This window comes from Acinetobacter sp. PK01 (assembly GCF_022819285.1).
Classification (GTDB): Bacteria; Pseudomonadota; Gammaproteobacteria; order Pseudomonadales; family Moraxellaceae; genus Acinetobacter; species Acinetobacter tandoii.
Window position 1 is genome coordinate 1,490,829 of sequence record NZ_CP094643.1, and the last position, 23,065, is coordinate 1,513,893.

Consider the following 23,065-nt stretch of genomic DNA (forward strand, 5'->3'; position numbering starts at 1 on the left):
TTTTACCCAAATTAGATTTTATATGTGACCAATAAACGTCGGTTTTACCCAAATCAACTTTTATTGTTTACTTTTCGCAGTCATGCAATACCATGCCCTGCATGCCTAAATATCCCTTCGAGTTAATCTCTTTTGCCAAATTGAACTTTTTGGTCTAATTTTTGCTTTATACGACTTAAGCACTATTAAGCTTTTTCAAATATAGAAGTAGGCTAAGTGTTAAGGTTATCAATATCATATTGATAACATATTTGATCAAAACAATATGTACAGGTAATTATTACTCAACAAAATATGAACTATTCATAAATTAAACAATCCACCATCCAAATTGCAATACTAGTAAAAATTTTATGAAAAAATAACGGTATTAGCTATTGAAATACCCTTTAATTCACAGTACAACATTAGTAACCAATCCGACCGAAACGCTAGGTTTAGGTCAAATTCATTAGGAGGGATGGAGATGTTATCATTACATTTCAACAAGCAAGTCTTCATTAACGCTCTAAAGGCAAACAAGAATATGGTCACGTACTTAAGTACGACCGTGGCCCTTATGCTTACTTTGCTTTTTCATGGACTGATTCAAGGTCACCTGAAAGCTGAATATTTCGCGTACGCTCTGTTCGTCTCTGCAGCATTCTATAGTTGGGCTGTAATTGATCAAAAAGTCCGTGCCCAGAAAAAATCTAAGAATTTTGATTGAACAGATGGATGATTATTCATCCATCTTTAAAAAATATATAAATAATTAAAATAAATTAAGCCCAGTACCTATTATCAACATTCCCGTCGCAAACAGCTCACCTACCACCAGTAAAACCATTGCCAAAGTCATCATCGTTCTTGGTAAAACCTTATTACCCAATTGATGTGGTACTTTAAATTGATTGGTTGTGTCTTTTAAATAACCATGCAATGCATAACTCAATATTGATGCACTAAAGAAAACCAAATTGATCATTACAAAAATCAGATTCCACGTTTCAGACCAAATTGAAAATTCAGCAAGCACAGCTAAAATCAAAGTTGCAGATGCATATAACAAACTACTTCTATGCGCGATATCCACATAATAATGTGCTCTTGCTTGAATCGAACGTCTAATCTGCCAATACTTCCAAACCCCTGTTAACATACCCAACCACAAATACACACCACTAAAAAGAATTGCCAATTTCATAGCAATTGAAAAATGATCAAACACCACTCCTCCTTATCCTTCTTAAATATGAATTTTCTGACTTCAAAGTCATACTTTTAGCAAGTTTCTTTTTAGAACTTAGATAAAGTATGTTTAAAACAGCAACGACAAGACGCTCATGAATACTCAACCACTATCTATTCAAATACAATGTGCCGATGGCTATAAATTAAGTGCCAAACTCTATCAAAATCAAATAAATTCCGACAAACCTTTCCCTATTCTCATTTGCCCAGCAACTGGCATTGTGAAAGAGTTCTACCACTCTTATGCTGAATGGTTAAATAAGCTTGGGCATACAGTCATGTGCTTTGACTTTAGAGGAATTGGCGCTTCATTATACGGCCCACTGCACCAATCTGAAGCAGACATTGTCGATTGGGGGCAATTAGATATTACAGCAGCGATTGATTGTCTACTAGAACAAACACAAGCCGAAAAAATTATTCTACTTGGCCATAGCGCTGGTGGTCAGCTTCTAGGTATTTCACCAAATTATAATAAAGTCGCAAAAATTATTGCTGTTGCAGGATCAACAGGTCATGTTCGCGGCTTAAAAGGTAAAACCAAGTTCCTTGCACCGATTATGTTCCATGTCATTTTCCCAATTTCGAGTAAATTCAAAGGATATGGTGCTACTAAAATGATTGGAATGGGCGAAAATTTACCTAAAAATGTCGCAAAACAATGGGCTCAGTTTTGTGGGACACAAAGCTATGTAATGCATGCTGTCAAGAAACAACTGCTCCCTGATTATCACAGCAAAATTACCTGCCCAATTACTGCAATTTGGGCATCAGACGATGAAATTGCAACTCAGGCGAATGTTCAAGCCCTTCTCAATCTTTATCCGAATGCTGAAACAAATATGATTGAACTTAAGCCAAAACAATTTCAACACAAAAGCATTGGTCATATGCAAATGTTCCGTAAATCACATCGCAATATTTGGGATTTAATCGAACAACAACTTTACATCTAGTTTTTCCCATCAAGTTGTATTTCATCTCCAATCCAGCTTGATGGCTTTTTATTTCAAAAAAACGCCCGATTATTCGGGCGTTTTCATCATTACATAACTTAATGGCGATAAATGATTGTCACGAATTTTATGCGATTTTCATCTAATTCAGTAACTTCAAAATGGACACCTTGATAATCAAGCTGAGTTCCAACTCGAACTTCGCCTTGCGTCTTATCCAGAATCAGACCAGCCACACTCATGTAGCCTGCATCATCTTCGACTAAATCAAAAACACCAAGTTCAAGCTCAAGCTGATATAAATCCAACATGCCCGAAGCCTTCCATGTTTGATCATTAATTTTGACCAAGTCCAACTGTTCATCAGCATCAGGGAATTCACCTGCAATTGCTTCAAAAACATCCAGTGGAGATATTAACCCTTTAACATTAGCAAATTCATCAGTGACCAGAACCAATGAACCTTTCGATGTCCTTAAGGTATTAATGGCATCAATCACTTTCATCTTTTCAAAGATAAAAATTGGACGTTGACGTTTAATCAATGATTTTAACGCCTCTTCACCATCATCTAGCACATCAAGCAGTTCTTTCGCACGCACTACACTGATAACTTTATCCAAGCTACCACGACAGACTGGAAATAAACTGTGCGGTACTGCAAGTACCTGCTCTCGAATTTTTTCAGGAGTATCATTTAAATCGACCCATGAAATCTGATTTCGAGGTGTCATAATAGAAGCAACAGAACGTTCTGCCAGAGTTAAGACCCCGCCAATCATGTAACGCTCTTCATCTGCAAAGGCTTCCTGAGCTTCAATTTGCTCAGCATCCATATGAGAAGGTTCTACTTTTCCACCCATTAATTTCAAGATGGAATCAGCAGTACGATGACGCAATGGAATCTTAGATTCATGTTTCGCCACATTGCGTTTTGAATATTGATTGAAGGCCTCAATTAAAATAGCCACACCAATACCCGAATAAATATAACCTTTCGGAATATGGAAACCAAATCCTTCCGCAATTAAGCTAATACCAATCAACAATAGGAAACTTAAACACAGAATGACGACTGTAGGGTGACGGTTTACAAAGCTAGTGAGTGGTTTAGAGGCAAACAACATTACAATAACTGCAATTGTTACTGCCGCCATCATCACGTAGATATTATCTACCATACCAATGGCTGTAATGACAGAATCCAGAGAAAAGACCGCGTCAAGCACAATAATTTGAGCAACGACTGCCCAGAAACTTGCATACACCACTGAAGATATTGATTTAATTTCGGGTTTACCTTCCATTTTCTCGTGTAACTCGGTCACGGCTTTATAGACCAAGAACAGACCACCGAAGAGCAAGATTAAATCACGCCCCGAGAAAGATAAATCAGCAATTTGAATGAGCGGTTTGGTTAAAGTAACCAACCAAGAGATAACGGATAACAACCCCAATCGCATAATCAATGCGAGTGAAAGACCAATAATACGCGCTTTATCACGCTGTTCTGGTGGAAGTTTATCTGCCAAAATGGCAATAAAGACTAGGTTATCAATACCTAAAACAATTTCTAAGACAATTAGGGTAAGTAAGCCAACCCAAATTCCTGGATCTAATAAGAATTCCATTATTGACGCACCTCGATTAACTCAAGGCAAAATTTTAATAAGCTAGACCTGCACGGCGACGGATCCATGTAAAACCTCTTTTTAACAATAGATAGTTTTATTATGCATACTCTTCTTACATTGTAATTATTTTTTTTAATTTTTTTACAAAATCAACTTACTAGATATTATTGTCAAGAAAGATTAAAATATTATCATCAGATACAATTCAAATACATTGACAGAGTTGATTGTAACAAAAAAAGAAAACTGAGTAGTCACAAATAGTCTCATACTGCTTGTGTAAGGATTTCTAATGAATTAAATTATTCTTTTTATTGATTATTTAGTATTTAAATATTAATTTTTCTTAAATTAATGCTTCAAATAACAGAAATGTTTTGTAAACAAAGCCAGTTTTCAAAAGAAGTTTTTATACTAAAATGAAAAAATTAAATGGAATATCTATCAAATTATTTATTACTCAATATGTATGGTAAATGAATTACCTACTTAACTCAGATTTATTTACAGGATTGGTTGCTATGACAGAAGGAACAGGATTGACCTTTTATCTCCCCTTAATGCGCATTCTTAATTTGCATCAAAACGATGCTCATTTAGCACTAGAGCAGTCATTTAAATTTCCTCGGGTATAGACTCGCCATCAAGTCACTGCAAATACACAAATCGAATTTTGAACATTTCATCACAATTATATTGCTTAACGTGTCATATTTCACATAATATTAAGCAATATAAAAATAAATATTTGGAATCCCATATGACTAAAAAGTATGCGAAGTTTTTACCTACCGCTGACGACTTTACTCTAGAGAATTTTCCTTTTTTTTGGATCACTCAGGTTTATTCGCAACATGTGCAAAAGGTCGATCAAGTCCTAAAAAAATACGGATTAGATAATTCTCGTCGTCGCATTTTACTTGCTTTAAAATCTAAACCAAATGCTAGCGTATCCGATCTTTCCGATATGGTCGTATCGAAAATGTCTACAACGACAAAGATTGTTTATCGTCTTAAAGACGAAGGGCTCGTTAACACCTATTCATGTGAAGATGATGCTCGTATAACACGTGTTGTTCTTACCGAAAAGGGCAATGAAATGACACATAAAATCAATGATTTGACTAGTGCTGTACTCGAACAATCCTTTGAAGGTTTAACACCCTTACAGATTGAAAAAATGATGGACAGCTTAAAACATATTTTTAACAATCTTAACCGTTAATTTATAAACCATAAAAAAGGGTTTCCAAATGAAACCCTTTTTTTATATTTAGAAAAGATCAAACATGTTCAACTGAGCTGTTATTTTCTCTATTTTTGCTTTAGGCACATGTGAACATTCAAACTCCTCAACTGGGAATCCCTGCATAAATTGAGTCATTTGATGTGGCTGTTTTAAGCTTAGCCAATGATCAAGATACTCATGTGGAATGATGACAACTGATCGTTTTACATCACCAGGTTCATGAAACTCTTTCATCATAGGGTGGTCTATTGCATTCATCGTCAGCATTGCTGCAGAACGAATGAATTCGTTATTGATTTTACAAATTTCATAAATTGCAGCAATAAAGAAGGCTTTACCATCTTTACGCCTCACACCCCATCGTTGCGGTTTATTTTCAATATATTTACTTTCATAAAACTCAGTGACTGGAATAACACCAAACTTACATTTATAAACCGCATCTTGAAAGCTTGGCTTTTCAAAAATAGTCTCATGTCTAGCATTATAAGTACGCTTAGAGGCACTGGCATCTTCAGCCCATTTCGGCACTAAACCAAATAACACTTCTCGCCATTCCAATCCATGTTCAGATTTAAACAATAACGGAGTTTTATAACTAGGATAAACCTCTTCCAGATATTCAAATGGAATTTGTGGCAAGCCCAATTGCTGTAGTTGCGACAAGGTTAGAGGTTTAAAATTGGCACACATTTATTGAATCCGATAGATGCTTTCTTTCATATCACAATGAACTAGAATTCTCATTTCAGTCACAAAATAACTATTAGAATCTGCAACTTCAATATTATAGACATAATCATAGCGGGCTTCATCACCGTCATACGGAATAAATCATTCTATTGAATCTCAATTCTTATACTTATCTAAATACAACCTTATTCTTTTTGTTGTTAAATTTTTTCTCTTATAAAAACAAAGACCTTTCAAAATTGAAAGGTCTTTGTCAAATTCACGCAACTAATCGAAATTAATCACCTGTATAACCTTTAAGTTTCAAACGTGCAGCATGTAACAATGGCTCAGTGTAACCTGAAGGCTGAACACCACCCTTGAAGATTAAATCAGAAGCAGCTTGGAAAGCGATATTATTATCAAAGTCTGTTGCCATTGGCGTATACAACGGATCATCAGCATTTTGACCATCTACAATTTTAGCCATGCACTTCAACACTTCTTCAACTTGCTCGCGTGTAACGATACCGTGACGCAACCAGTTTGCAACGTGTTGTGAAGAAATACGCAATGTTGCACGGTCTTCCATTAAACCAACGTTATTGATATCTGGAACTTTAGAACAACCTACACCCAAGTCGACCCAACGAACTACATAACCCAAGATACCTTGACAGTTATTTTCAAGTTCATTGTTAATTTCTTCAGCTGACCAGTTAGTCTCTGGAGCAAACGGAGGCGTTAACAAATCATCTAGAGAAAGCATTTCTTCTGCTTTCAATTGATCTTGGCGTGCTTTTACATTCACTTGATGGTAATGCATTGCATGGAGTGCCGCACCTGTTGGAGATGGCACCCAAGCACATGATGCACCTGCATTTGGATGTGCAGCTTTAGTTGCCAACATATCTTTCATGCTGTCTGGTTTAGGCCACATACCTTTACCAATTTGCGCTTTACCTTGTAAGCCACACTCTAAACCAATTGCTACGTTACGATTTTCGTAAGCTGCAATCCATTTTTGTGTTTTTACTGCTTCTTTACGAACAACTGGTGCTGCTTCCATAGAAGTATGGATTTCATCACCTGTACGGTCCATAAAGCCAGTGTTAATAAAGATCGTACGGTCTTTTGCAGCCGCAATACAGTTTTTCAAGTTAACTGATGTACGACGCTCTTCATCCATAATACCGATTTTTAAAGACTTCGCTGGTAAGCCAATTGCTTGTTCTGCACGTTCAAACAATTCAACTGCAAATGCAACTTCTTCTGGACCATGCATTTTTGGTTTAACGATATACATTGAGCCTTTACGAGAGTTTTTGTTCTCATTTTGACCACGAATATCAGCAACACTGAGTAATGGCGTTACTAAGGCATCCATAATGCCTTCAAAGATTTCCTCACCATCAACCAAAATTGCAGGGTTCGTCATTAAATGCCCGACGTTACGTAGAAGCATTAACGAGCGACCATGTAAAGTTGTCGTACCACCAATCAAGTTTTTAATTGTTCGGTCTTTATTTAATGTACGAGTAATGGTCTTGCCATTTTTCTCGATTGATTCTTGTAAATCACCTTTCATTAGGCCTAACCAGTTACGGTAGCCTTCTACTTTCTCTTCAGCATCAACTGCTGCAACAGAGTCTTCTAAATCCTGAATGGTTGTAATTGCTGCTTCAAGAACTAAATCTTTCACACCTGCCGCATCAGTTTTACCTACTGGGCTTGTTGCATCAACTTCAATAATGACATGTAAACCATTGTTCAATAGAACAACTTCAGAAGGGTTTGCTTCTTCACCATTAAAGCCAACGAATTGTGCTTCATGTGCTAAACCAGTTGTAGAACCATCTTTAAGTGTTACAACTAATTTGTTATTTTCCACTGCATAACGTGTTACGTCAGCATGTGAACCTTGTGCAAGCGGGAAAGTTTCATTTAAGAAATTTTTAGCAAATGCAATAACTTTATCGCCACGAACAGGGTTATAACCTTTACCTTTTTCAGCGCCACCTTCTTCAGAGATCACATCAAAACCGTAAAGTGCATCGTAGAGTGAACCCCAACGTGCGTTTGCCGCATTTAAGCAATAACGCGCATTACGCACAGGCACAACCAATTGTGGTCCTGCCAATAATGCAATTTCTTCATCAACATTTTCTGTGCTGATCTGGAAATCTTCTACTTCTGGTACCAAGTAGCCAATTTCTTTAAGGAAAGCTTTGTAAGCTTCTAATTCAAATGTGTTGTTGCGGTGCCATTCATCAATTTTAGCCTGAAGATCTTCACGCTTTGCCAAAAGCGCTTTATTTTTTGGGCTAAGATCAACAACGACTTGCTCAAAGTTTTTCCAGTATGTTTCGCTGTCCAAACCAGAACCTGGTAAAGCTTCATTCTCGATAAAATCGTAAAGTTCTTTAGCAATCGCTAACTTACCCTTTTGAATACGTACAGTCATTGTCTTTCCTGATATTGCTACTTTTTATAACAAGAGATTCCAGTATACCTATTTATACTTTTCTGAATACGAATATCACATTCCTAAATAGTAAGCATTTTCTGTGCAATAAATATTGACATTATCAAATAAAATCCTATTTAGTTTGTATTATCACGCTCATGAATACTCTTTTTACAGTGTATTAAGTTTTTGAAATGTCGAAATTAGACTTAAGTTCAGCGTTAATTCAAACCTGCCTCATTTCTTGAATTTTTACTTGTTTTAAGGTATTCACATTTCCCTATACAAGAAAAAATGTTGATTTAACATACAATACTTTCACCCATAAAAAAACGCCAATTCATGGCGTTTTTTGCTTATTCGTTAAAATCTTTGGCAGATTTCTCAATGAGTCGGTGTTCTGAATGCAAATAATCATCGGATTGCATTTCAAGTAAGCGTGAACGTGTCCGCTCAATTTCGAATGCTAGTTTTTCACCCTGATAAATATCAATAATCGTATCCTCCGAAGTCAGCAATAATTTGACTCCACGGTCATAGAATTCATCCACTAAATAGATGAAACGACGCGTTCCCTCAGAAAGATAATCGGTCAAATGTGGAACATTACTCACCAATACCGTGTTATAGATATTCGCAATTTCAATAAAATCGGCTGGACTGCGAGGTTTCAAGCACAGTTCAGAAAACTCACACCACAATACATCCTCGGTATGGCCAATTGTTTCCACCAAGCGATTATTAATTACAATCGGCTCTTGCGACTGAAGTTGTGTTTGCGTCAATGCTGTAAAACGCTGAGCTATCCAAACTTTATGATCATGTGTTAAAGGATGCTTAAACAATTGTGCCTGCTTAAGTACACGCAAACGATAATCCACACCCGCATCTACGTTTAAGATGACACAGTTTTTCTTCACCATCTCAATGGTTGGAATAAAACGATCACGATGGATTCCATTTTTATACAAACCATCTGGAGCAATATTTGATGTCGCAACCAAAGTTACACCACGGCTAAACAACTTCTGGAATAGCTCACTCAGAATCATTGCATCCGTGACATTGGTAACAAAGAATTCATCAAAACAGATAATCACGGCATCTTTATAAATCTGATCCGCAACCGCATCTAGGGGATTACGCTGACCAGACAATTTATTTAGCTCACGATGCACATGCTGCATAAAATGATGAAAATGCATGCGTGTTTTACGACGGAATGGAATCGAATCATAAAACTGGTCCATTAACCATGTTTTACCGCGACCCACCCCACCCCACATATAAACACCTTGTGGAGATGTCTGACGACGAAAGCGACGAAATGCCTTCTTTGATGCCTTATAGCGCTGAATCAGTTCTTGCCAGACACGGTCTAATTCATGTACGGCCTGTGCTTGAGCTTCATCAGGCATAAATTGCCCAGAAGCCAAAGCTTGCGCGTAACGTTCAGCTGGTGATAATGGAGCAAAGGCGGTGCTGTGAAGATTTAAATCCGACATATCTTGATTACTATTTTGGTCTGACGAAAGTATAACGAAAATTAGGGAACAATAAATAAAACTTTGGCATGAGTAACACTACTTGGAATATTGCCGAGGACTGCGTCCAAACCAACGTTTAAAGGCATGGTTAAATGCCGCTGGTTCAGAATAGCCCAATAATTCAGCAATCATTTCAATGGTGTACTCCTGATATTCAATTAACCTCAGCGCTTTTTCCTTAATTAATTGTTCTCTAATCTGCTTATAACTACTATTTAGCTGCTGCAACTGATGTCTCAGTGTGCGCTCTGGAACATGTAATGCTTGTGCTGTTTCCGCCATTGTTGGAATAACACCTTGCTGCAAGTCCAAATAGTCCTGAACGCGCTCCACCAAATCAGGTACTGCTGATTGCTGAGACAATCGCTTCATTTCAGCCTGACATTTATAATCATAAATACGGAATGTCATTTGATCAGCCGAAGGAATTTTAATCCCCAAAACAGCCTCATCAAACCAAAATGCAGCATAAGGCTTTGAAAAGGTAATATCCATCCCATAGTATGCTTGATACATTGCCAAAATCTCAGTATTTTCAGGCGGATCAAAGGGTAACTCAACTTTTAGCTGAGGCACGCTTAGCCCCATCTTCTTATACAACTCCTGAATAAACTTATATGTACCCGCCAATTCAGATTGCGTACGTAGCATATTTAGCTCATCAGTTAAATCATTGGCTTCATAACACAATGCCACCTGATGATTTTGAAATTTTAAACTCAGTTTAGCTGTAAGATGTGTTAGCGGCTGATATGCAATCACTTTTTCAAGGGCAACTCTAATATTGTCACTGGTCACCAATAGCATCAATAAAGGACCATACCCTGCTAACGTATAATGTTGCCCAATATTTAAGCCTTGCTCAGACGAAATATGCTCACCCAAGACCATCAATACATCACACTCTAAACTGGGGTGAATAATCGCAGTCGGGTCCAAGGTATCGACACTTAAACCAATGCCTTTTAACTGCTGATCAACATCAATCCCAGCTTTACGCATCGCTTGTATTAAATACATGAGACTGAGAATCGATCTTTTCATATTTGTGTCAATAAAGATAAGAACCCTTTTTTAACTCAATTCCCCGTATTTGAAAATTGCCGAATCTATCAAACTACAATCGTATATAAAGATGTAGGATTTCGTGCCGCCCGAATCTAATGTCAAAATTTCGATCATATCGATATCAACCACTGCAACATTTGCATACTTAGGCTATGATGGCACATCATTAAAATATCGCTTTACCTATGCAAGCATTTATTCTTATATCTCAGCTTCTTTTGTGCTTAGCCGCTGGATATTTCTTTGCAAAAAAAATTCCAAGTAGTTTAATTAAACTATGCTTTAAAGTCTTACCTTACTTTTCTTATTTGCTCTTGATTGGGATTAGCATGGAATTCACCCATGCCCTTGAAAATATTCATGGCTCTTCTCAAATATTAAGTAGTGCAACCGCACTGGCTTTTTTTACAACAATAGGGTCATTTTTATGTTGTTTTGCTCTCTATAAATTTATTGGCATACAACCTGTTTCTGGCAAAATTTCACTGTCATTATTATTCAAGTCCTTCATGAGTATCTCCTACGCGTGTATAGCACTAGCAGTAGGATTTCTTTTAGCAAAATTACTGGAAAATATAGGAATTCCAACCCAAGTAAATACATGGTATCTACTTCTGGTTTTCATGTTTTTGATTGGACTCGATCTTGCATTCAGCCCATTAGATCGCTCTTGGTTAAATTTTAAAATTCTTTTAGTGCCTATTGGTTGTATTGTTGGTTCTATTATTGGAGCCTTACTGTGTAGTATTTTTCTAAAACAACTACAATTGAAAGATCTGATTATGCTATCTCAAGGTTATGGTTTCTACTCCATGAGCGGAATTGTTGTTTCAGAACTTAAAAATCCTGCCCTAGGCAGTATTGCGCTAATTAATGATTTATTTAGAGAGATCTTTGCAATCATTCTCATGTATTGTATTGGCTGGCGTTATCCGCGTTCAGCAATCGCTTCAGCAGCAGCCACTGCAATGGATGTTTCCCTTCCAATGGTCAAACAAGCTTGTGGTAATGACTTTATCCCTCATGCAATGGTCAGCGGTTTTATTCTCTCTATTCTTGCACCGATTGCTGTTAGTGTGCTTGCTGCACTTTAAGAATAAGACATCCCTTGGTATTAATTTAAGAGTTAACGCCAAGGGAGTTAATAAGATCGAACCAGACACCCTACAGGTCTATATCAATATTACCAATAATATCACCCACAGCTTCAATAATGGCAGATCCGATATCTACCAAATCAATTCCAGCCGACCAATCAGTAGAAGAGCCTTCTTTCTTTTCTTCAAGTAACTTCGTTTCTTCTAACGTGTTCTGTAACGTGGCAAAATTCTCCGCTTCAGCAATCTCATCGAACTCTAACATTTTTTATTTACCACCTATTCACCTTTTTAATGGTGTATTCATACAAAAAAGCCTTTCATTAGAAAGGCTTTTATCAATTATTCGTAATATTAAAGATTACAGTGTTGCCAAGATATCTTTTAAGGTTTGACGTGGATTCTCAGATTTTGTAATTGGACGACCAATCACCAAATGTGTAGAACCATCTAGCATTGCTTGCTTTGGTGTAACAATTCGCTTTTGGTCATCTGCATTAGCCCCCTCAGGACGAATTCCAGGTGTCACCAATGCAAAATCCTGCCCCAACAATTCGCGCAACATTTTTGCCTCTTGCGCAGAACACACCACACCATCCAAACCTGATTCTTTGGTTAATTGTGCCAAACGCTTAACCTGTTCAAATGGCTCAACATCCAAACCAATATCACGCAAGTCCTCACGTCCCATAGAAGTTAGAACAGTCACAGCAATCAACTGAGTTGCATAATTCCCTGCTTTTAAACGCTCTACGCAGGTTTCCATCATTTTACGGCCACCTGATGCATGCACGTTAACCATCCATACACCCAAATCCGCAGCTGCACAAACTGCTTGTGCTGTGGTATTTGGAATATCATGAAATTTTAGGTCCAAGAAAACCTCAAACCCTTCTGCATGCAAAGCTTTAACAACAGATGGTCCCTCATGAGTAAATAACTCTTTACCAACTTTTACTCGACATAATGCAGGATCTAACTGCTCTGCAATGTGCAATGCATCAATTTGGCTTTTAGCATCTAGTGCAACAATGATACTCAAGAGAATTTACCTTTGATTAGACAAAAAGAAAGCCCATTATAATGGGCTTTTATTATCGTTTGTTACATCAAATACAGTTTTTTCATGCCTTGCATTTGCAGCAGCTTCAGCAGCAGCCAATTGCGCAGCCTGAATTTGTTCTTTACGCAGGTGATCAATATCTTTACGTAAGCGCTTAATCTCCCAACTTGTTTGAAACACGCGGAATACTTGCACACCAAGTAATAATCCGACCACCACACCTAAGGCTAAAGTCAGTAATAGAACCAAACCTAAGCGCATAGCTGGAACTTGTGTAAATAACAAATCGACAGTGACTTCGGTACCATTCTGTAAAACCAAAGCCAATGAATAACCAAATAAAATGATTAATATGGCGACCAATACATAACGCATATACACCCCACCTATTATTATTCTATAGCTTCATTCACTGCGTCACGTAATGCTTTACCAGGTTTGAAATGTGGAACTGCTTTTGCTGCCACTTCAACAGATTTTCCTGTTTTCGGATTGCGACCAATTCGTGGCTCACGATGATGCAATGCAAAGCTACCAAACCCACGAATTTCAATACGACTATCAGATGAAAGGGATGCAATCATTTGATCAATCATGATCTTAACAGCCTCTTCTACTAACGGCTCCGCTAAGTGCGGGTTTTTTAGAGAAATACGCTCAATTAAGTCAGACTTATTAAGTGCTTCAGTAGTCATCGGCGACCTCTTTAATTATCAAGCTACTTGTACCTAAACTGATAATAACCTGTTTAAATACAAAACGGTAGCGCAATAATTAAATACTACGCTACCGTTTACAGTATTTGTGTAAAAAGTATTAGTTAAATTACATTAACAATACAATTTATACGACCTACTTAGTGGTTCATTTGAGCTTTGATCAAGTCACCAATAGTCTTAGGACCATTGTCTTGAGATGCAGATGCAGTCTTCAAGTTAGCAACAGCTTCTTTCTCTTCAGCTTCGTCTTTCGCTTTGATAGACAAGTTGATAGAGCGAGATTTACGATCAACGTTGATGATTTTCGCTTCAACTTCTTGACCAACTTCTAAGAATTTAGTTGCATCTTCAACGCGATCACGGTTGATTTCAGAAGCTTTTAATTGAGCTTCTACTTCGTCAGCCAACTTAACAGTAGCGCCTTTAGCGTCAACTGCAGTTACAGTACCTTTAACCAAAGCACCGCGTTCGTTAGCAGCTAAGAAATCATTGAATGGATCGCTGTTCATTTGCTTGATGCCAAGGCTGATACGGTTGCCTTCAGCGTCTACAGATAAGATAACCGCTTCAACAGTGTCACCTTTCTTGTAACGACGAATTGCTTCTTCACCTTGTTCGTTCCAAGAAATATCAGACAAGTGAACTAAACCGTCGATACCACCTGGTAAACCGATAAAGATACCGAAGTCAGTGATAGATTTGATCGTACCAGAAACTTTCTCGCCTTTGTCGTGGTTCTTAGCAAACTCTTCCCATGGGTTAGCACGAGTTTGTTTAATACCAAGAGAAATACGACGACGTTCTTCATCAACTTCAAGAACCATAACATCAACTTCATCACCAATCTGAACAACTTTAGATGGGTGGATGTTTTTGTTTGTGTGATCCATTTCTGAAACGTGTACTAAGCCTTCAACGCCTTCAGCGATTTCAGCAAAGCAACCGTAGTCAGTTAAGTTAGTTACGCGAGCTTTAACGATAGAACCTTTAGGGTAACGACTCATGATCGCTAACCATGGATCTTCGCCTAATTGCTTAAGACCTAAAGATACGCGGTTACGCTCTTTGTCAAATTTAAGTACTTTAACAGTAACTTCTTGACCAACTTCAACAACTTCTGATGGGTGCTTGATACGTTTCCAAGCCATGTCCGTGATGTGAAGAAGACCATCGATACCGCCAAGGTCAACGAACGCGCCGTAGTCAGTAAGGTTCTTAATAGTACCTGTAACTGTTTGACCTTCTTCAAGCTGAGCAAGAAGAGCTTCACGGTCAGCTGAAGATTCAGCTTCCATAACAGCACGACGAGATACAACAACGTTGTTACGTTTTGCATCAAGTTTAATTACTTTGAATTCTAACTCTTTACCTTCAAGGTGAGTCGTGTCACGGATAGGACGAGTATCTACCAAAGAACCTGGTAAGAACGCACGAACTGGACCGATGTCAACAGTGAAACCGCCTTTAACTTTACCAGAGATAACACCAGTAACGATTTCGCCATCTTCAAAGATTTTTTCAAGTTTAGTCCAAGTTTCAGCACGTTTCGCTTTTTCACGTGATAAAACAGTTTGGCCCATACCGTTGTCAAGAGCTTCAACAACAACATCAACTGTATCGCCAACTTGAACTTCTAGTTCACGTTGTTCGTTTAAGAATTCAGCACGGTCAACTACGCCTTCAGATTTAAGGCCAGTGTCAACTGTTACCCAGTCAGAGTCGATGCTTACTACAACGCCTTGGATGACAGCACCCTTTTCAACGTTGAGGTTTAATTCACTTTCTTCAAAGAGGGCTGCAAAAGATTCGGTCATGATATACCCGATAAAGTATGCGGTCTTGGATCAGACAAGGCCGTTTTAGTTAAGCGTCTACATAGTCCATTATAAACTGATCAAGCTATGCTTTCGCTAAAAATTTCTTTACTTGGCTAACTGCTTATCGATATATTGAGTCATAAGATTAAACACTTCATCAATGTTTAATTCAGAGCTATCAATAATCAAAGCATCTACTGCGGGTCTGAGTGGAGCGACTTCACGTTCCATATCTCGTTTATCGCGAGCTTCAATATTAGCTAAAATGTCGTTTATTTTAACATCCAGCCCCATGCCCTGCAACTGTTTTACCCGACGCTCAGCTCTGGATTGTGCTGAAGCAGTCAAATAAATCTTCGCTGGCGCTTCTGGAAAAATTGAAGTTGCCATATCGCGACCATCTGCGACCAAGCCTGGCGCTTGTGCAAAGGCACGCTGGCGCTCGAATAATGCTGTTCTAAGCACAGGAATTGCAGCAACTTTTGAGGCAAACTCACCCACTCGCTCCGTACGAATAGTTTGAGTGACATCTTCACCATCTAACAAAATTTGTGTTTCATTTGGGGTTGTTACAAATTGTATGTCTAAATTTGTTGCAATTTCTGCACAATGATCAAGATGGGAATCAATTTCTTCCAATAAGCCTTGTTTATGCAATGACAGGCCGAGCAACCGATATAAAGCACCAGAATCTAATAAATGAAATTGATAATGTGCAGCTAATTTAGCCGCCAAAGTACCTTTACCCGAACCGCTAGGTCCATCAATCGTAATAATTTTAACTGTCATTGCTTTTCCGTTGTTGCCTTATACAGATTTCGCGAGTTTAGAAAAACCTAGTTTAATCGCAGATTTGAGCTGCGCAAGAATTAATTTATTCACAAAAGGAACACGTGCTTGTAATTCAATCGTATAGGTGACTAATGTTGAATCTGGCGTCAATGCTTCAAATTCAATAATCCCAAGATGGTGCTTAATGAGTGGATTTTGGATAATTTTATATTCAATCCGCTGGTTTTCTTGCATTAAAGTTATTTTTTCGCGCAATGGCTTTACAGGACCAATCCCCATTCGACGAACCGAACCTAAACCATCAGGTCTTTGTGGATCATTTGAGTCGATTATTCGCTCGACTTGAATGGGAGCAAAAGCAACATTATATGTTGCATGTTTTGCTAATAAATCAAAAACTTGTTGAATTGGCGCTTCAAATTTCTTCTTTACTTGAATTGAATTCATACATATATCCATTTTGACAATTTTTATTGTCATTAGATTTTACATGAATTTATTTAATTAATCTGAACCCTGAAGTTTTTCTTGTCTTTTTTGTTCTCTCTTCTGCTGACGACGCATTTTAAAGAAATCACTCAACTGCTGAGAACATTGCTCCTGCAAACATCCAGAAACCACTTCAAACTGATGGTTATAGTAACCTGTTTCCAATAACCTACGTGCACTAACCAAAGAACCTGCTTTGGGTTCGGTCGCAGCAAATACCACCTTTGCAACACGTGAATGTATTAGAGCCCCAACGCACATTGTACAAGGCTCTAAAGTTACATATAGAACTGCATCAGAAGGCAAACGATAATTTTGCAGATTAAGGCAGGCTTGTCGAATTGCTTGTATTTCCGCGTGTGCTGTTGGGTCGATCTTTGAAATAGGTGCATTATGTCCCATTCCAAGAATTTGATTCTGACTCACTAAAACAGCGCCCACAGGAATTTCTTGTTCTGATGCAGCTATAGCAGCCTGCTCGTAAGCAAGCTGCATCCAATATTCATCGGAATAAAGTTCAAACTCAGCCATTCAATTAGGCAATCACACCATACTGTTTCAGCAATTGATTCCAGCTTTCAATCGTTGTTACAGGCGGGTTTGCAGATAAAATTCCTTTTAGGGACAAATCTGTTCCTTTTGTCCATTCAGGTGCTAAATCTTTATCTACCAAACGTGCACGTACACCTTCCACAAAGTCTGCATGGCGAATTTTCCAATCAGAAATTTGCGTTTCTAATTCAAATACTTCATTCCAAGAGTGAATCTGCTTACCCCATTGCCATAATAGCCAAGTGAGTGCAGCAGTTGCAGGCGACCCTTTTTGTAAATTTTCACTGGCTTGACGCAACCAATCGCTACGCGCATCACGTAACCCTATGATTGACTCATAATCATGTTCAAAATTCACACCACGACAAACACTTTGAATCACATCCAGAGAGTTTTGTAATGGCCCGGGTCCAACAGGTCTATGTAGACTATTCAAAGTGTCATCAATTGCACGGAAATCACCTGCTGGGTAATGTCCCCAATCAATATTGATGAGCTTATCTAGCACTTTATCACGATGTGCATCACAAATATGCGTCGCCCAACCAATACTATAAGCACCAGCAGCCGTCATAATCGAACCAGTCAAACCAGTAAATAATCCAATCGCTCCACGATCTGCCAAGAAACGTGTAGCCCCAACATCAGGATATAAACCAATATTAATTTCAGGCATCGCTAAACGTGAGTATGGTGTCACCATACGGAATGGAGCGGCCATAAACAATCCTAAGCCACCACCCATGACATAGCCTTCACCCCAAACTAATACAGGCTTTGCATAGTTATGTAAAAGCAAGTCAAGCGCATATTCTTGTTCAAAGAATTTATTTGCAGCAGCAACTTCAGAATTAATGACCAACTGACGCAATTTACGTACATCTCCACCCGCACAAAATGCTTTTGGTGTGGTTGAATCCAACCAAATAGCTTTTACTTGATCGTCATGATGGAAATCTTGAAATACTTCCAATAATGCCGTGACGATTGATTCATCTAAAGCATGTAATGACTTTGGGCGATTCAAACGCACAATACGCCAGCCATTAATCGCTTCTTGTACGAGGATGTCAGGATGATAATTTTTTACTACGGGAGAATGTGTCATGCGTCCAGCTGCCAATTTATAGGCTCAATGCCATTATGTTTGAGATAATTATTTGTTTTCGAAAAAACTTTGCATCCAAAAAAACCACCACGATTTGCAGCCAACGGAGATGGATGTGCTGCTTTTAAAATGAGGTGCTTATTTGGATCTATTCTTTGTCCTTTACGTTGAGCATATGCGCCCCAAAGAATAAATACGATGTGTTCACGTTGTTCATTTAATACATCAATAACATGATCGGTAAAATTTTCCCAACCACGCTTTTGATGTGAAGTCGGCTGACCTGCTTCAACGGTAAGCACACTGTTTAATAAGAGCACCCCTTGTTCCGCCCAACGGGTTAAATCGCCATGCCGAGGAATTTCTACACCAACATCCGCATGTAATTCATGAAAAATATTACGTAAGGATGGAGGTAATGCAACACCTCTTTGCACAGAAAAACTTAAGCCATGCGCCTGATTTGGTCCATGATATGGGTCTTGCCCCAAAATCACCACCTTGACTTGCTCTAAAGGTGTCATATTAAACGCATTAAAAATCAAGCTATTCGGTGGATAAATTTCTTTCTGCGCTTGTTTTTCTGACACCAAAAAATCTCTTAACTCATCCATTTTTGAGCTGAGTAAGAAATCACTGAGTCCATATTTCCAACTGGCTTCAAGCTGAACTTTGTCCAACTTGTAGAGTTGTTGATCGGTATAAGACATGCTTATTTCCTAATCCCTTTGAATTCTTTCTTAGTTTTTAAATTAAATTTTTACTTGTAAATCCACACTTGGATTTTGGAATTTAAAGCCTTGTTTCAGCTTGTCGTACATGAATGGATCAGTCCATTCTGATTGTACTTGCTCAGAAAATATAATTTCGTCTAGGCGTAAAATTCCCATTTGCTCATTTTCAATATCTTCCAAAAAGCTTTGTGCATAACCTGTATCAGTTTCATGCACAATCACAGAATAAACTTCAACATCACCTTCACCATTTTGGGTTTCAGTCGATGCTAAAATTTGTTGTGCTAAAAAGAAAAATATTCTAGAAAACTGTTCTGCTGATGGCGAAACTGGTAATGAGACCCAACGTGCACTAAATTTTTGACATGCTTGAATATATTCCAAGTCATCATGTTGCCAAAAACAAATTGCATGATCAAAACTGTCAAAAATATCTTTGATTAAACCTTTAAGTAAACCAAAGTCATATACCATTTGACCATGATCCAACTTCGAAGCTTTAAGTAATAATTCAACTTTATAGCTATGCCCATGAATCGAACGCTTGCAGCGATCTGATGTGCAATTTCGCACTATATGCGCATTTTCGAACTTAAATAACTTACGAATTAACATGTGCCTTAATGGTATCAGTCATCAATGAAATAATGCTAATTATAGAACAAAAGTGACCCAAAGCACATTAATTTTCCCATTTAACATGATCGGTCTATTCTAATTTACTTATTCAGGAGTAAGAGAACGACTTAATACTGAAATTTTCTTATCTTCTCTCAAAAAAAATGTCTGAAACTTCCGCTTCCTTTCACTGAGCATCACTTCAATTTTGGCACGAAAATAGCTCGACTTGACTCCAAGTAGACCTTGCACTGAGCTCTGTATATCCGAATTAACCTGATTAAAAGGCTCTAACTTCCAGAACTCTTCTAAATTAGAAAAATGCTCCATATTCTGTCGCTTGGTTTCCAATGCAGCTTGGACTGCTTTTACATCTAAATGCTCACCTAAACTCGCCAATACGATTGCAGGTGCAGTATTCACATTCACTTTGGCATCTTTCACCGATATAGCACTGACGTAGGGTGCAATTTTCAGGTAATTTTCACCTTCAAACCCTCGAACCATTTTTAGCTCATCTACCGCATGAAATTTAGTATTTGCTGGCAAATACGCATTATTAAGCCCACGATAATAGCTTTCTTCAGCTCCCATCGGCCCTACATTATCATTATCAGCATCCTGCCAATCAATCACAGCTTCACTTAATTCTGCTGTTAACCCCGCATTCACAAGTAATCGCTCGAACCATTGTTTTGCTGCCACATTGACTTGTCCTGAATCATCCACCAGATTATTCAGATTAAATTTACCTGATTCGTCATAGAGTTGCCCAGTCACGTAGCCATCTTCAACAGGGAATGCAGGCATGGGTTTTGCCCAATTTTCTTGTAAATAATCCACATCACCTGCATTTTCAGCATCTTCTTTTAACATTTCCGCAAAAAAAGTTTCCGCACTTTTTGCATACCACAATGATTGATTTTGTCTCATCAAATAAGCTGTATTATCTGCTGTAAACTTTTGACGTTGACCGATCGTTGCAGCCAAAATAGTAGCTAAAGCCACCATCACCAATATCGTGATTAATGCGATACCTTTTTGCTTATTCATTTGACATCCCATTGTGTGCATTCATGAACATTGACTGCGCTTTAACTCTTTTGTTTCTGCTCTAAATAATCTGTATTCAGCAGACTAAATACCCATTCATAGGCCACACCATTGACTGTTAAATTTATTTTTATTCCCTTTGGTAGTTTCTTTTTTTGCACCAAATCATCTTGCTGTTCTGCAAATTCAGGCCAAGTCGTGAGTTCATTCGGGTTCAATACTCTCACCTGAAATTGCTCAACATTTTCAAGCAATACACTCGACTCAGGTTGTATCTGTGTTGCTGCATTTAAACCACGTGAACGTAATCGATTTAATCGTTGTGTATCTGCCTGATATTGATATTGGATACGTTCCTCTGCTGGAATACCCTGTAATAGCGGATCTGTGACGCCTATTTTACTAAAAGCAAAACGTTCATTCTGCAAAACCAAAGCAGGTTCAATTTCACCATTTATATTTGAGGTCAACGGTGCAATCTGAATACTATCTTTTAAAATCTGCTGATAGGCTTGTTGTAAATTCGCCAGTTTTTGTTCATGTTGAGCATTACGTTCTTTTACTTTTATTAAATAATCAAAAACTTTCCACCCCAAAGCAGATAATACTGCAAAAATTGCAATAGCAACCAACAGCTCAACCAGAGTAAAACCAGCTCGTTTGTGCATAATTATGTTCTATTATTAAAAAAGACCAGATGGGTAACTCCCGCTTCTGCCTTACCAGTTTCTGTATTAAACAAACGTACTTGTATTTCTACGCGTTGCACATTAGGGCTAATTGTGGATTGTGCGCTTTTCTCTACTTGCCAATGCTCACCCTGTTGGGAAAGTTGTTCTGATTGAGTACCATCCAACCATTCACCTTTAATTTGCATTTCAGCAATTTCATTCTGTGCAACAAACTGAGCTTTCGTTCGTAAAATTGCCTGTGCTGTTGCTTGCGTATATTGCATTGCGACTTTGGTCAATGCAATTGCCGCTGTTGCAAAAATCGCCAAAGCCACCATGACTTCTAATAGTGTAAACCCTTTAGATTTCATTCATTTTACCTAAATGGTCAATTTCAATTTCAGATCCAATCGGTTGCTGCGCAAAATAAAATTGTATTCTGACAGGTTTAACTTCGCCATTACCCAACCAAATTAACTGGGGTGCCTTAGCATCTAACAAAGTTGAATTCTGTGCCTTATCATATTGATAATCTGTCGATTGTATTTGAAAGCTAACATCTTCTGGTAAAGACTGTATTTTAAAAGCAGAATACTCAGTCCACGTGGGCTGATTCTCAACCATATTTACTTCAGTTTGTGCAGGATGATATTCAACAACGGTATATCGAAAAGGGTTTACATCTGTTGCTGGTTGTACATTCAAAGCCAAAACAAGCGATTGATCGTTCGCCTCACGAGCAATACGTTGCAGATTCATCATGAAAATTTCACGTGCTTGCATGGCTTTACGCTGATCAATTCCACCAAAATTCATCATGATTAATGATGTCACAATAGCGACAACCACAATGACCACCATTACCTCAATCAGTGTAAAACCTCGACTCGAAGCATATTGATGGTATTTCATGATTTAAATGTCTACGAATTGACTTGTTTGGGTAATGCAAGAGCTTGATCAATATAAGCAACACGTAAAGTATCACGCGAGCCAAGATAGCGCTGATAGAAGCTAGAATTCAAAATCGCAGCAGCACCATGAGTCAAAGACCAAATTGACGCCAGATAATCGCGTACAGACATTAAACTCTGAATCGAATCCAAATAGGTTTCTGTCATATTAATAATGAGTCGCAAGCGGTGACGTCGCACTTTGTATAACTCACTGAATAAGTGCTGAATACCTTGCCCTGTAATTGAAAGGCGCTCTTCGATTTGATGAAAAAGGACAGTACGTTCAGGATGATGAAGATGATGAAGCATGAAAAATGCAAGGTGTTCAGGAAAGGCTTTTCCCGAATCCATAATCATCTCTAGCAACATTCGCTCATTACGAATAATAAGCAGCATATACAGCTCATCTTTGCTTTGAAAATGTTTGTAGAGTGTGCCTTTGGCTAAATCAAGTTCAGCAGCCAAGGCATCGAGTGTCATGCCTGATTCACCATTTTCTAGCAATAATTGCTCAGCCACTTGAAAAATTAAAGTTTCTCTTGCTCGAAACTGAGCTTGACGATCCATCTT

The 23,065-nt window shown here is 38.1% G+C and carries 26 protein-coding genes; 4 read left to right on the plus strand and 22 right to left on the minus strand.

Features of this window, described 5'->3' with window-relative positions:
• Positions 1-466: 466 nt before the first annotated feature.
• Entirely contained in the window at positions 467-709 is a 243-nt protein-coding gene (locus MP622_RS07140) for a hypothetical protein (RefSeq protein ID WP_016167708.1), read from the plus strand.
• Positions 710-754: 45 nt separating this feature from the next.
• On the opposite strand, the gene MP622_RS07145 is transcribed toward MP622_RS07140, so the two are convergent.
• Positions 755-1,186 (minus strand): hypothetical protein, encoded by a 432-nt coding sequence (locus MP622_RS07145; RefSeq protein ID WP_044740053.1) that lies wholly within the window; start codon positions 1,184-1,186, stop codon positions 755-757.
• 139 nt (positions 1,187-1,325) lie between these two features.
• Here MP622_RS07145 and MP622_RS07150 point away from each other — a divergent pair, with 139 nt between their 5' ends.
• Positions 1,326-2,189 (plus strand): alpha/beta fold hydrolase, encoded by an 864-nt coding sequence (locus MP622_RS07150; protein ID WP_243793239.1) that lies wholly within the window; start codon positions 1,326-1,328, stop codon positions 2,187-2,189.
• A gap of 98 nt (positions 2,190-2,287) precedes the next feature.
• Here the strand turns inward: MP622_RS07150 and MP622_RS07155 are convergent, their stop codons facing one another.
• A complete protein-coding gene (locus MP622_RS07155; RefSeq protein ID WP_044740020.1) occupies positions 2,288-3,820 on the minus strand; it encodes a transporter associated domain-containing protein in 1,533 nt (510 codons plus the stop codon).
• A 763-nt stretch (positions 3,821-4,583) separates the two neighbouring features.
• Between MP622_RS07155 and MP622_RS07160 the strand changes: the two genes are divergently transcribed.
• Positions 4,584-5,048, plus strand: coding sequence for a MarR family winged helix-turn-helix transcriptional regulator (locus tag MP622_RS07160; protein WP_016167703.1), 465 nt, complete (start codon positions 4,584-4,586; stop codon positions 5,046-5,048).
• A gap of 48 nt (positions 5,049-5,096) precedes the next feature.
• On the opposite strand, the gene MP622_RS07165 is transcribed toward MP622_RS07160, so the two are convergent.
• From MP622_RS07165 to MP622_RS07180, 4 genes are all read right to left on the minus strand, one after another.
• Positions 5,097-5,765 carry an SOS response-associated peptidase family protein gene (locus MP622_RS07165; protein ID WP_104442212.1) on the minus strand — a complete coding sequence of 223 codons (669 nt, stop codon included), beginning with the start codon at positions 5,763-5,765 and terminating at the stop codon, positions 5,097-5,099.
• Positions 5,766-6,042: 277 nt separating this feature from the next.
• Positions 6,043-8,208, minus strand: coding sequence for a malate synthase G (locus MP622_RS07170; protein ID WP_243793240.1), 2,166 nt, complete (start codon positions 8,206-8,208; stop codon positions 6,043-6,045).
• 359 nt (positions 8,209-8,567) lie between these two features.
• On the minus strand, positions 8,568-9,716 hold the full coding sequence (gene zapE, locus MP622_RS07175) for a cell division protein ZapE (protein WP_016167700.1): 1,149 nt from the start codon (positions 9,714-9,716) through the stop codon (positions 8,568-8,570).
• A 78-nt stretch (positions 9,717-9,794) separates the two neighbouring features.
• The gene (locus MP622_RS07180; protein ID WP_104442214.1) at positions 9,795-10,802 is read right to left on the minus strand and encodes an AraC family transcriptional regulator; all 1,008 of its coding nucleotides are present in this window, start codon (positions 10,800-10,802) and stop codon (positions 9,795-9,797) included.
• A gap of 209 nt (positions 10,803-11,011) precedes the next feature.
• Here MP622_RS07180 and MP622_RS07185 point away from each other — a divergent pair, with 209 nt between their 5' ends.
• The gene (locus MP622_RS07185; protein ID WP_104442215.1) at positions 11,012-11,920 is read left to right on the plus strand and encodes a lysine exporter LysO family protein; all 909 of its coding nucleotides are present in this window, start codon (positions 11,012-11,014) and stop codon (positions 11,918-11,920) included.
• 70 nt (positions 11,921-11,990) lie between these two features.
• Here MP622_RS07185 and MP622_RS07190 read toward each other — a convergent pair whose 3' ends face one another.
• From MP622_RS07190 to MP622_RS07265, 16 genes are all read right to left on the minus strand, one after another.
• Positions 11,991-12,188 (minus strand): hypothetical protein, encoded by a 198-nt coding sequence (locus tag MP622_RS07190; protein WP_044740022.1) that lies wholly within the window; start codon positions 12,186-12,188, stop codon positions 11,991-11,993.
• 96 nt (positions 12,189-12,284) lie between these two features.
• A complete protein-coding gene (gene pyrF / locus MP622_RS07195; RefSeq protein WP_044740023.1) occupies positions 12,285-12,965 on the minus strand; it encodes an orotidine-5'-phosphate decarboxylase in 681 nt (226 codons plus the stop codon).
• A 36-nt stretch (positions 12,966-13,001) separates the two neighbouring features.
• Positions 13,002-13,361: a lipopolysaccharide assembly protein LapA domain-containing protein gene (locus MP622_RS07200; protein ID WP_044740024.1), complete on the minus strand. Its 360-nt coding sequence runs from the start codon at positions 13,359-13,361 to the stop codon at positions 13,002-13,004.
• 17 nt (positions 13,362-13,378) lie between these two features.
• Positions 13,379-13,681, minus strand: a complete 303-nt coding sequence (locus tag MP622_RS07205) for an integration host factor subunit beta (RefSeq protein WP_016167694.1) — start codon at positions 13,679-13,681, stop codon at positions 13,379-13,381.
• Positions 13,682-13,842: 161 nt separating this feature from the next.
• Positions 13,843-15,519: a 30S ribosomal protein S1 gene (rpsA, locus tag MP622_RS07210; RefSeq protein WP_016167693.1), complete on the minus strand. Its 1,677-nt coding sequence runs from the start codon at positions 15,517-15,519 to the stop codon at positions 13,843-13,845.
• Positions 15,520-15,627: 108 nt separating this feature from the next.
• Complete coding sequence (cmk, locus tag MP622_RS07215; RefSeq protein ID WP_243793243.1) at positions 15,628-16,311, minus strand: (d)CMP kinase; 684 nt, start codon at positions 16,309-16,311, stop codon at positions 15,628-15,630.
• An 18-nt stretch (positions 16,312-16,329) separates the two neighbouring features.
• Entirely contained in the window at positions 16,330-16,761 is a 432-nt protein-coding gene (locus tag MP622_RS07220; RefSeq protein ID WP_243793245.1) for an SRPBCC family protein, read from the minus strand.
• A gap of 57 nt (positions 16,762-16,818) precedes the next feature.
• Positions 16,819-17,334: a tRNA adenosine(34) deaminase TadA gene (gene tadA, locus MP622_RS07225; RefSeq protein WP_243793249.1), complete on the minus strand. Its 516-nt coding sequence runs from the start codon at positions 17,332-17,334 to the stop codon at positions 16,819-16,821.
• Positions 17,335-17,338: 4 nt separating this feature from the next.
• A complete protein-coding gene (locus MP622_RS07230) occupies positions 17,339-18,463 on the minus strand; it encodes an enoyl-CoA hydratase/isomerase family protein (RefSeq protein ID WP_016167689.1) in 1,125 nt (374 codons plus the stop codon).
• Positions 18,460-19,173, minus strand: coding sequence for a uracil-DNA glycosylase (gene ung, locus MP622_RS07235; protein ID WP_104442218.1), 714 nt, complete (start codon positions 19,171-19,173; stop codon positions 18,460-18,462). The genes MP622_RS07230 and ung overlap by 4 nt, the downstream gene beginning before the upstream one ends.
• Positions 19,174-19,215: 42 nt before the next feature.
• On the minus strand, positions 19,216-19,812 hold the full coding sequence (locus tag MP622_RS07240; RefSeq protein WP_044740028.1) for a 6-carboxytetrahydropterin synthase: 597 nt from the start codon (positions 19,810-19,812) through the stop codon (positions 19,216-19,218).
• Between the two features lie 108 nt (positions 19,813-19,920).
• Positions 19,921-20,868, minus strand: a complete 948-nt coding sequence (gene gspK, locus MP622_RS07245; protein WP_044740029.1) for a type II secretion system minor pseudopilin GspK — start codon at positions 20,866-20,868, stop codon at positions 19,921-19,923.
• A 41-nt stretch (positions 20,869-20,909) separates the two neighbouring features.
• Positions 20,910-21,536 carry a type II secretion system minor pseudopilin GspJ gene (gspJ, locus tag MP622_RS07250; RefSeq protein WP_044740030.1) on the minus strand — a complete coding sequence of 209 codons (627 nt, stop codon included), beginning with the start codon at positions 21,534-21,536 and terminating at the stop codon, positions 20,910-20,912.
• A 2-nt stretch (positions 21,537-21,538) separates the two neighbouring features.
• Positions 21,539-21,910 (minus strand): type II secretion system minor pseudopilin GspI, encoded by a 372-nt coding sequence (gspI, locus tag MP622_RS07255; protein ID WP_243793251.1) that lies wholly within the window; start codon positions 21,908-21,910, stop codon positions 21,539-21,541.
• Positions 21,900-22,451, minus strand: a complete 552-nt coding sequence (locus tag MP622_RS07260; protein ID WP_243793253.1) for a prepilin-type N-terminal cleavage/methylation domain-containing protein — start codon at positions 22,449-22,451, stop codon at positions 21,900-21,902. Before MP622_RS07260 ends, gspI begins: the two co-directional genes overlap by 11 nt.
• A gap of 11 nt (positions 22,452-22,462) precedes the next feature.
• Positions 22,463-23,062, minus strand: coding sequence for a TetR/AcrR family transcriptional regulator (locus tag MP622_RS07265; protein ID WP_016167682.1), 600 nt, complete (start codon positions 23,060-23,062; stop codon positions 22,463-22,465).
• Between the last annotated feature and the right edge of the window lie 3 nt (positions 23,063-23,065).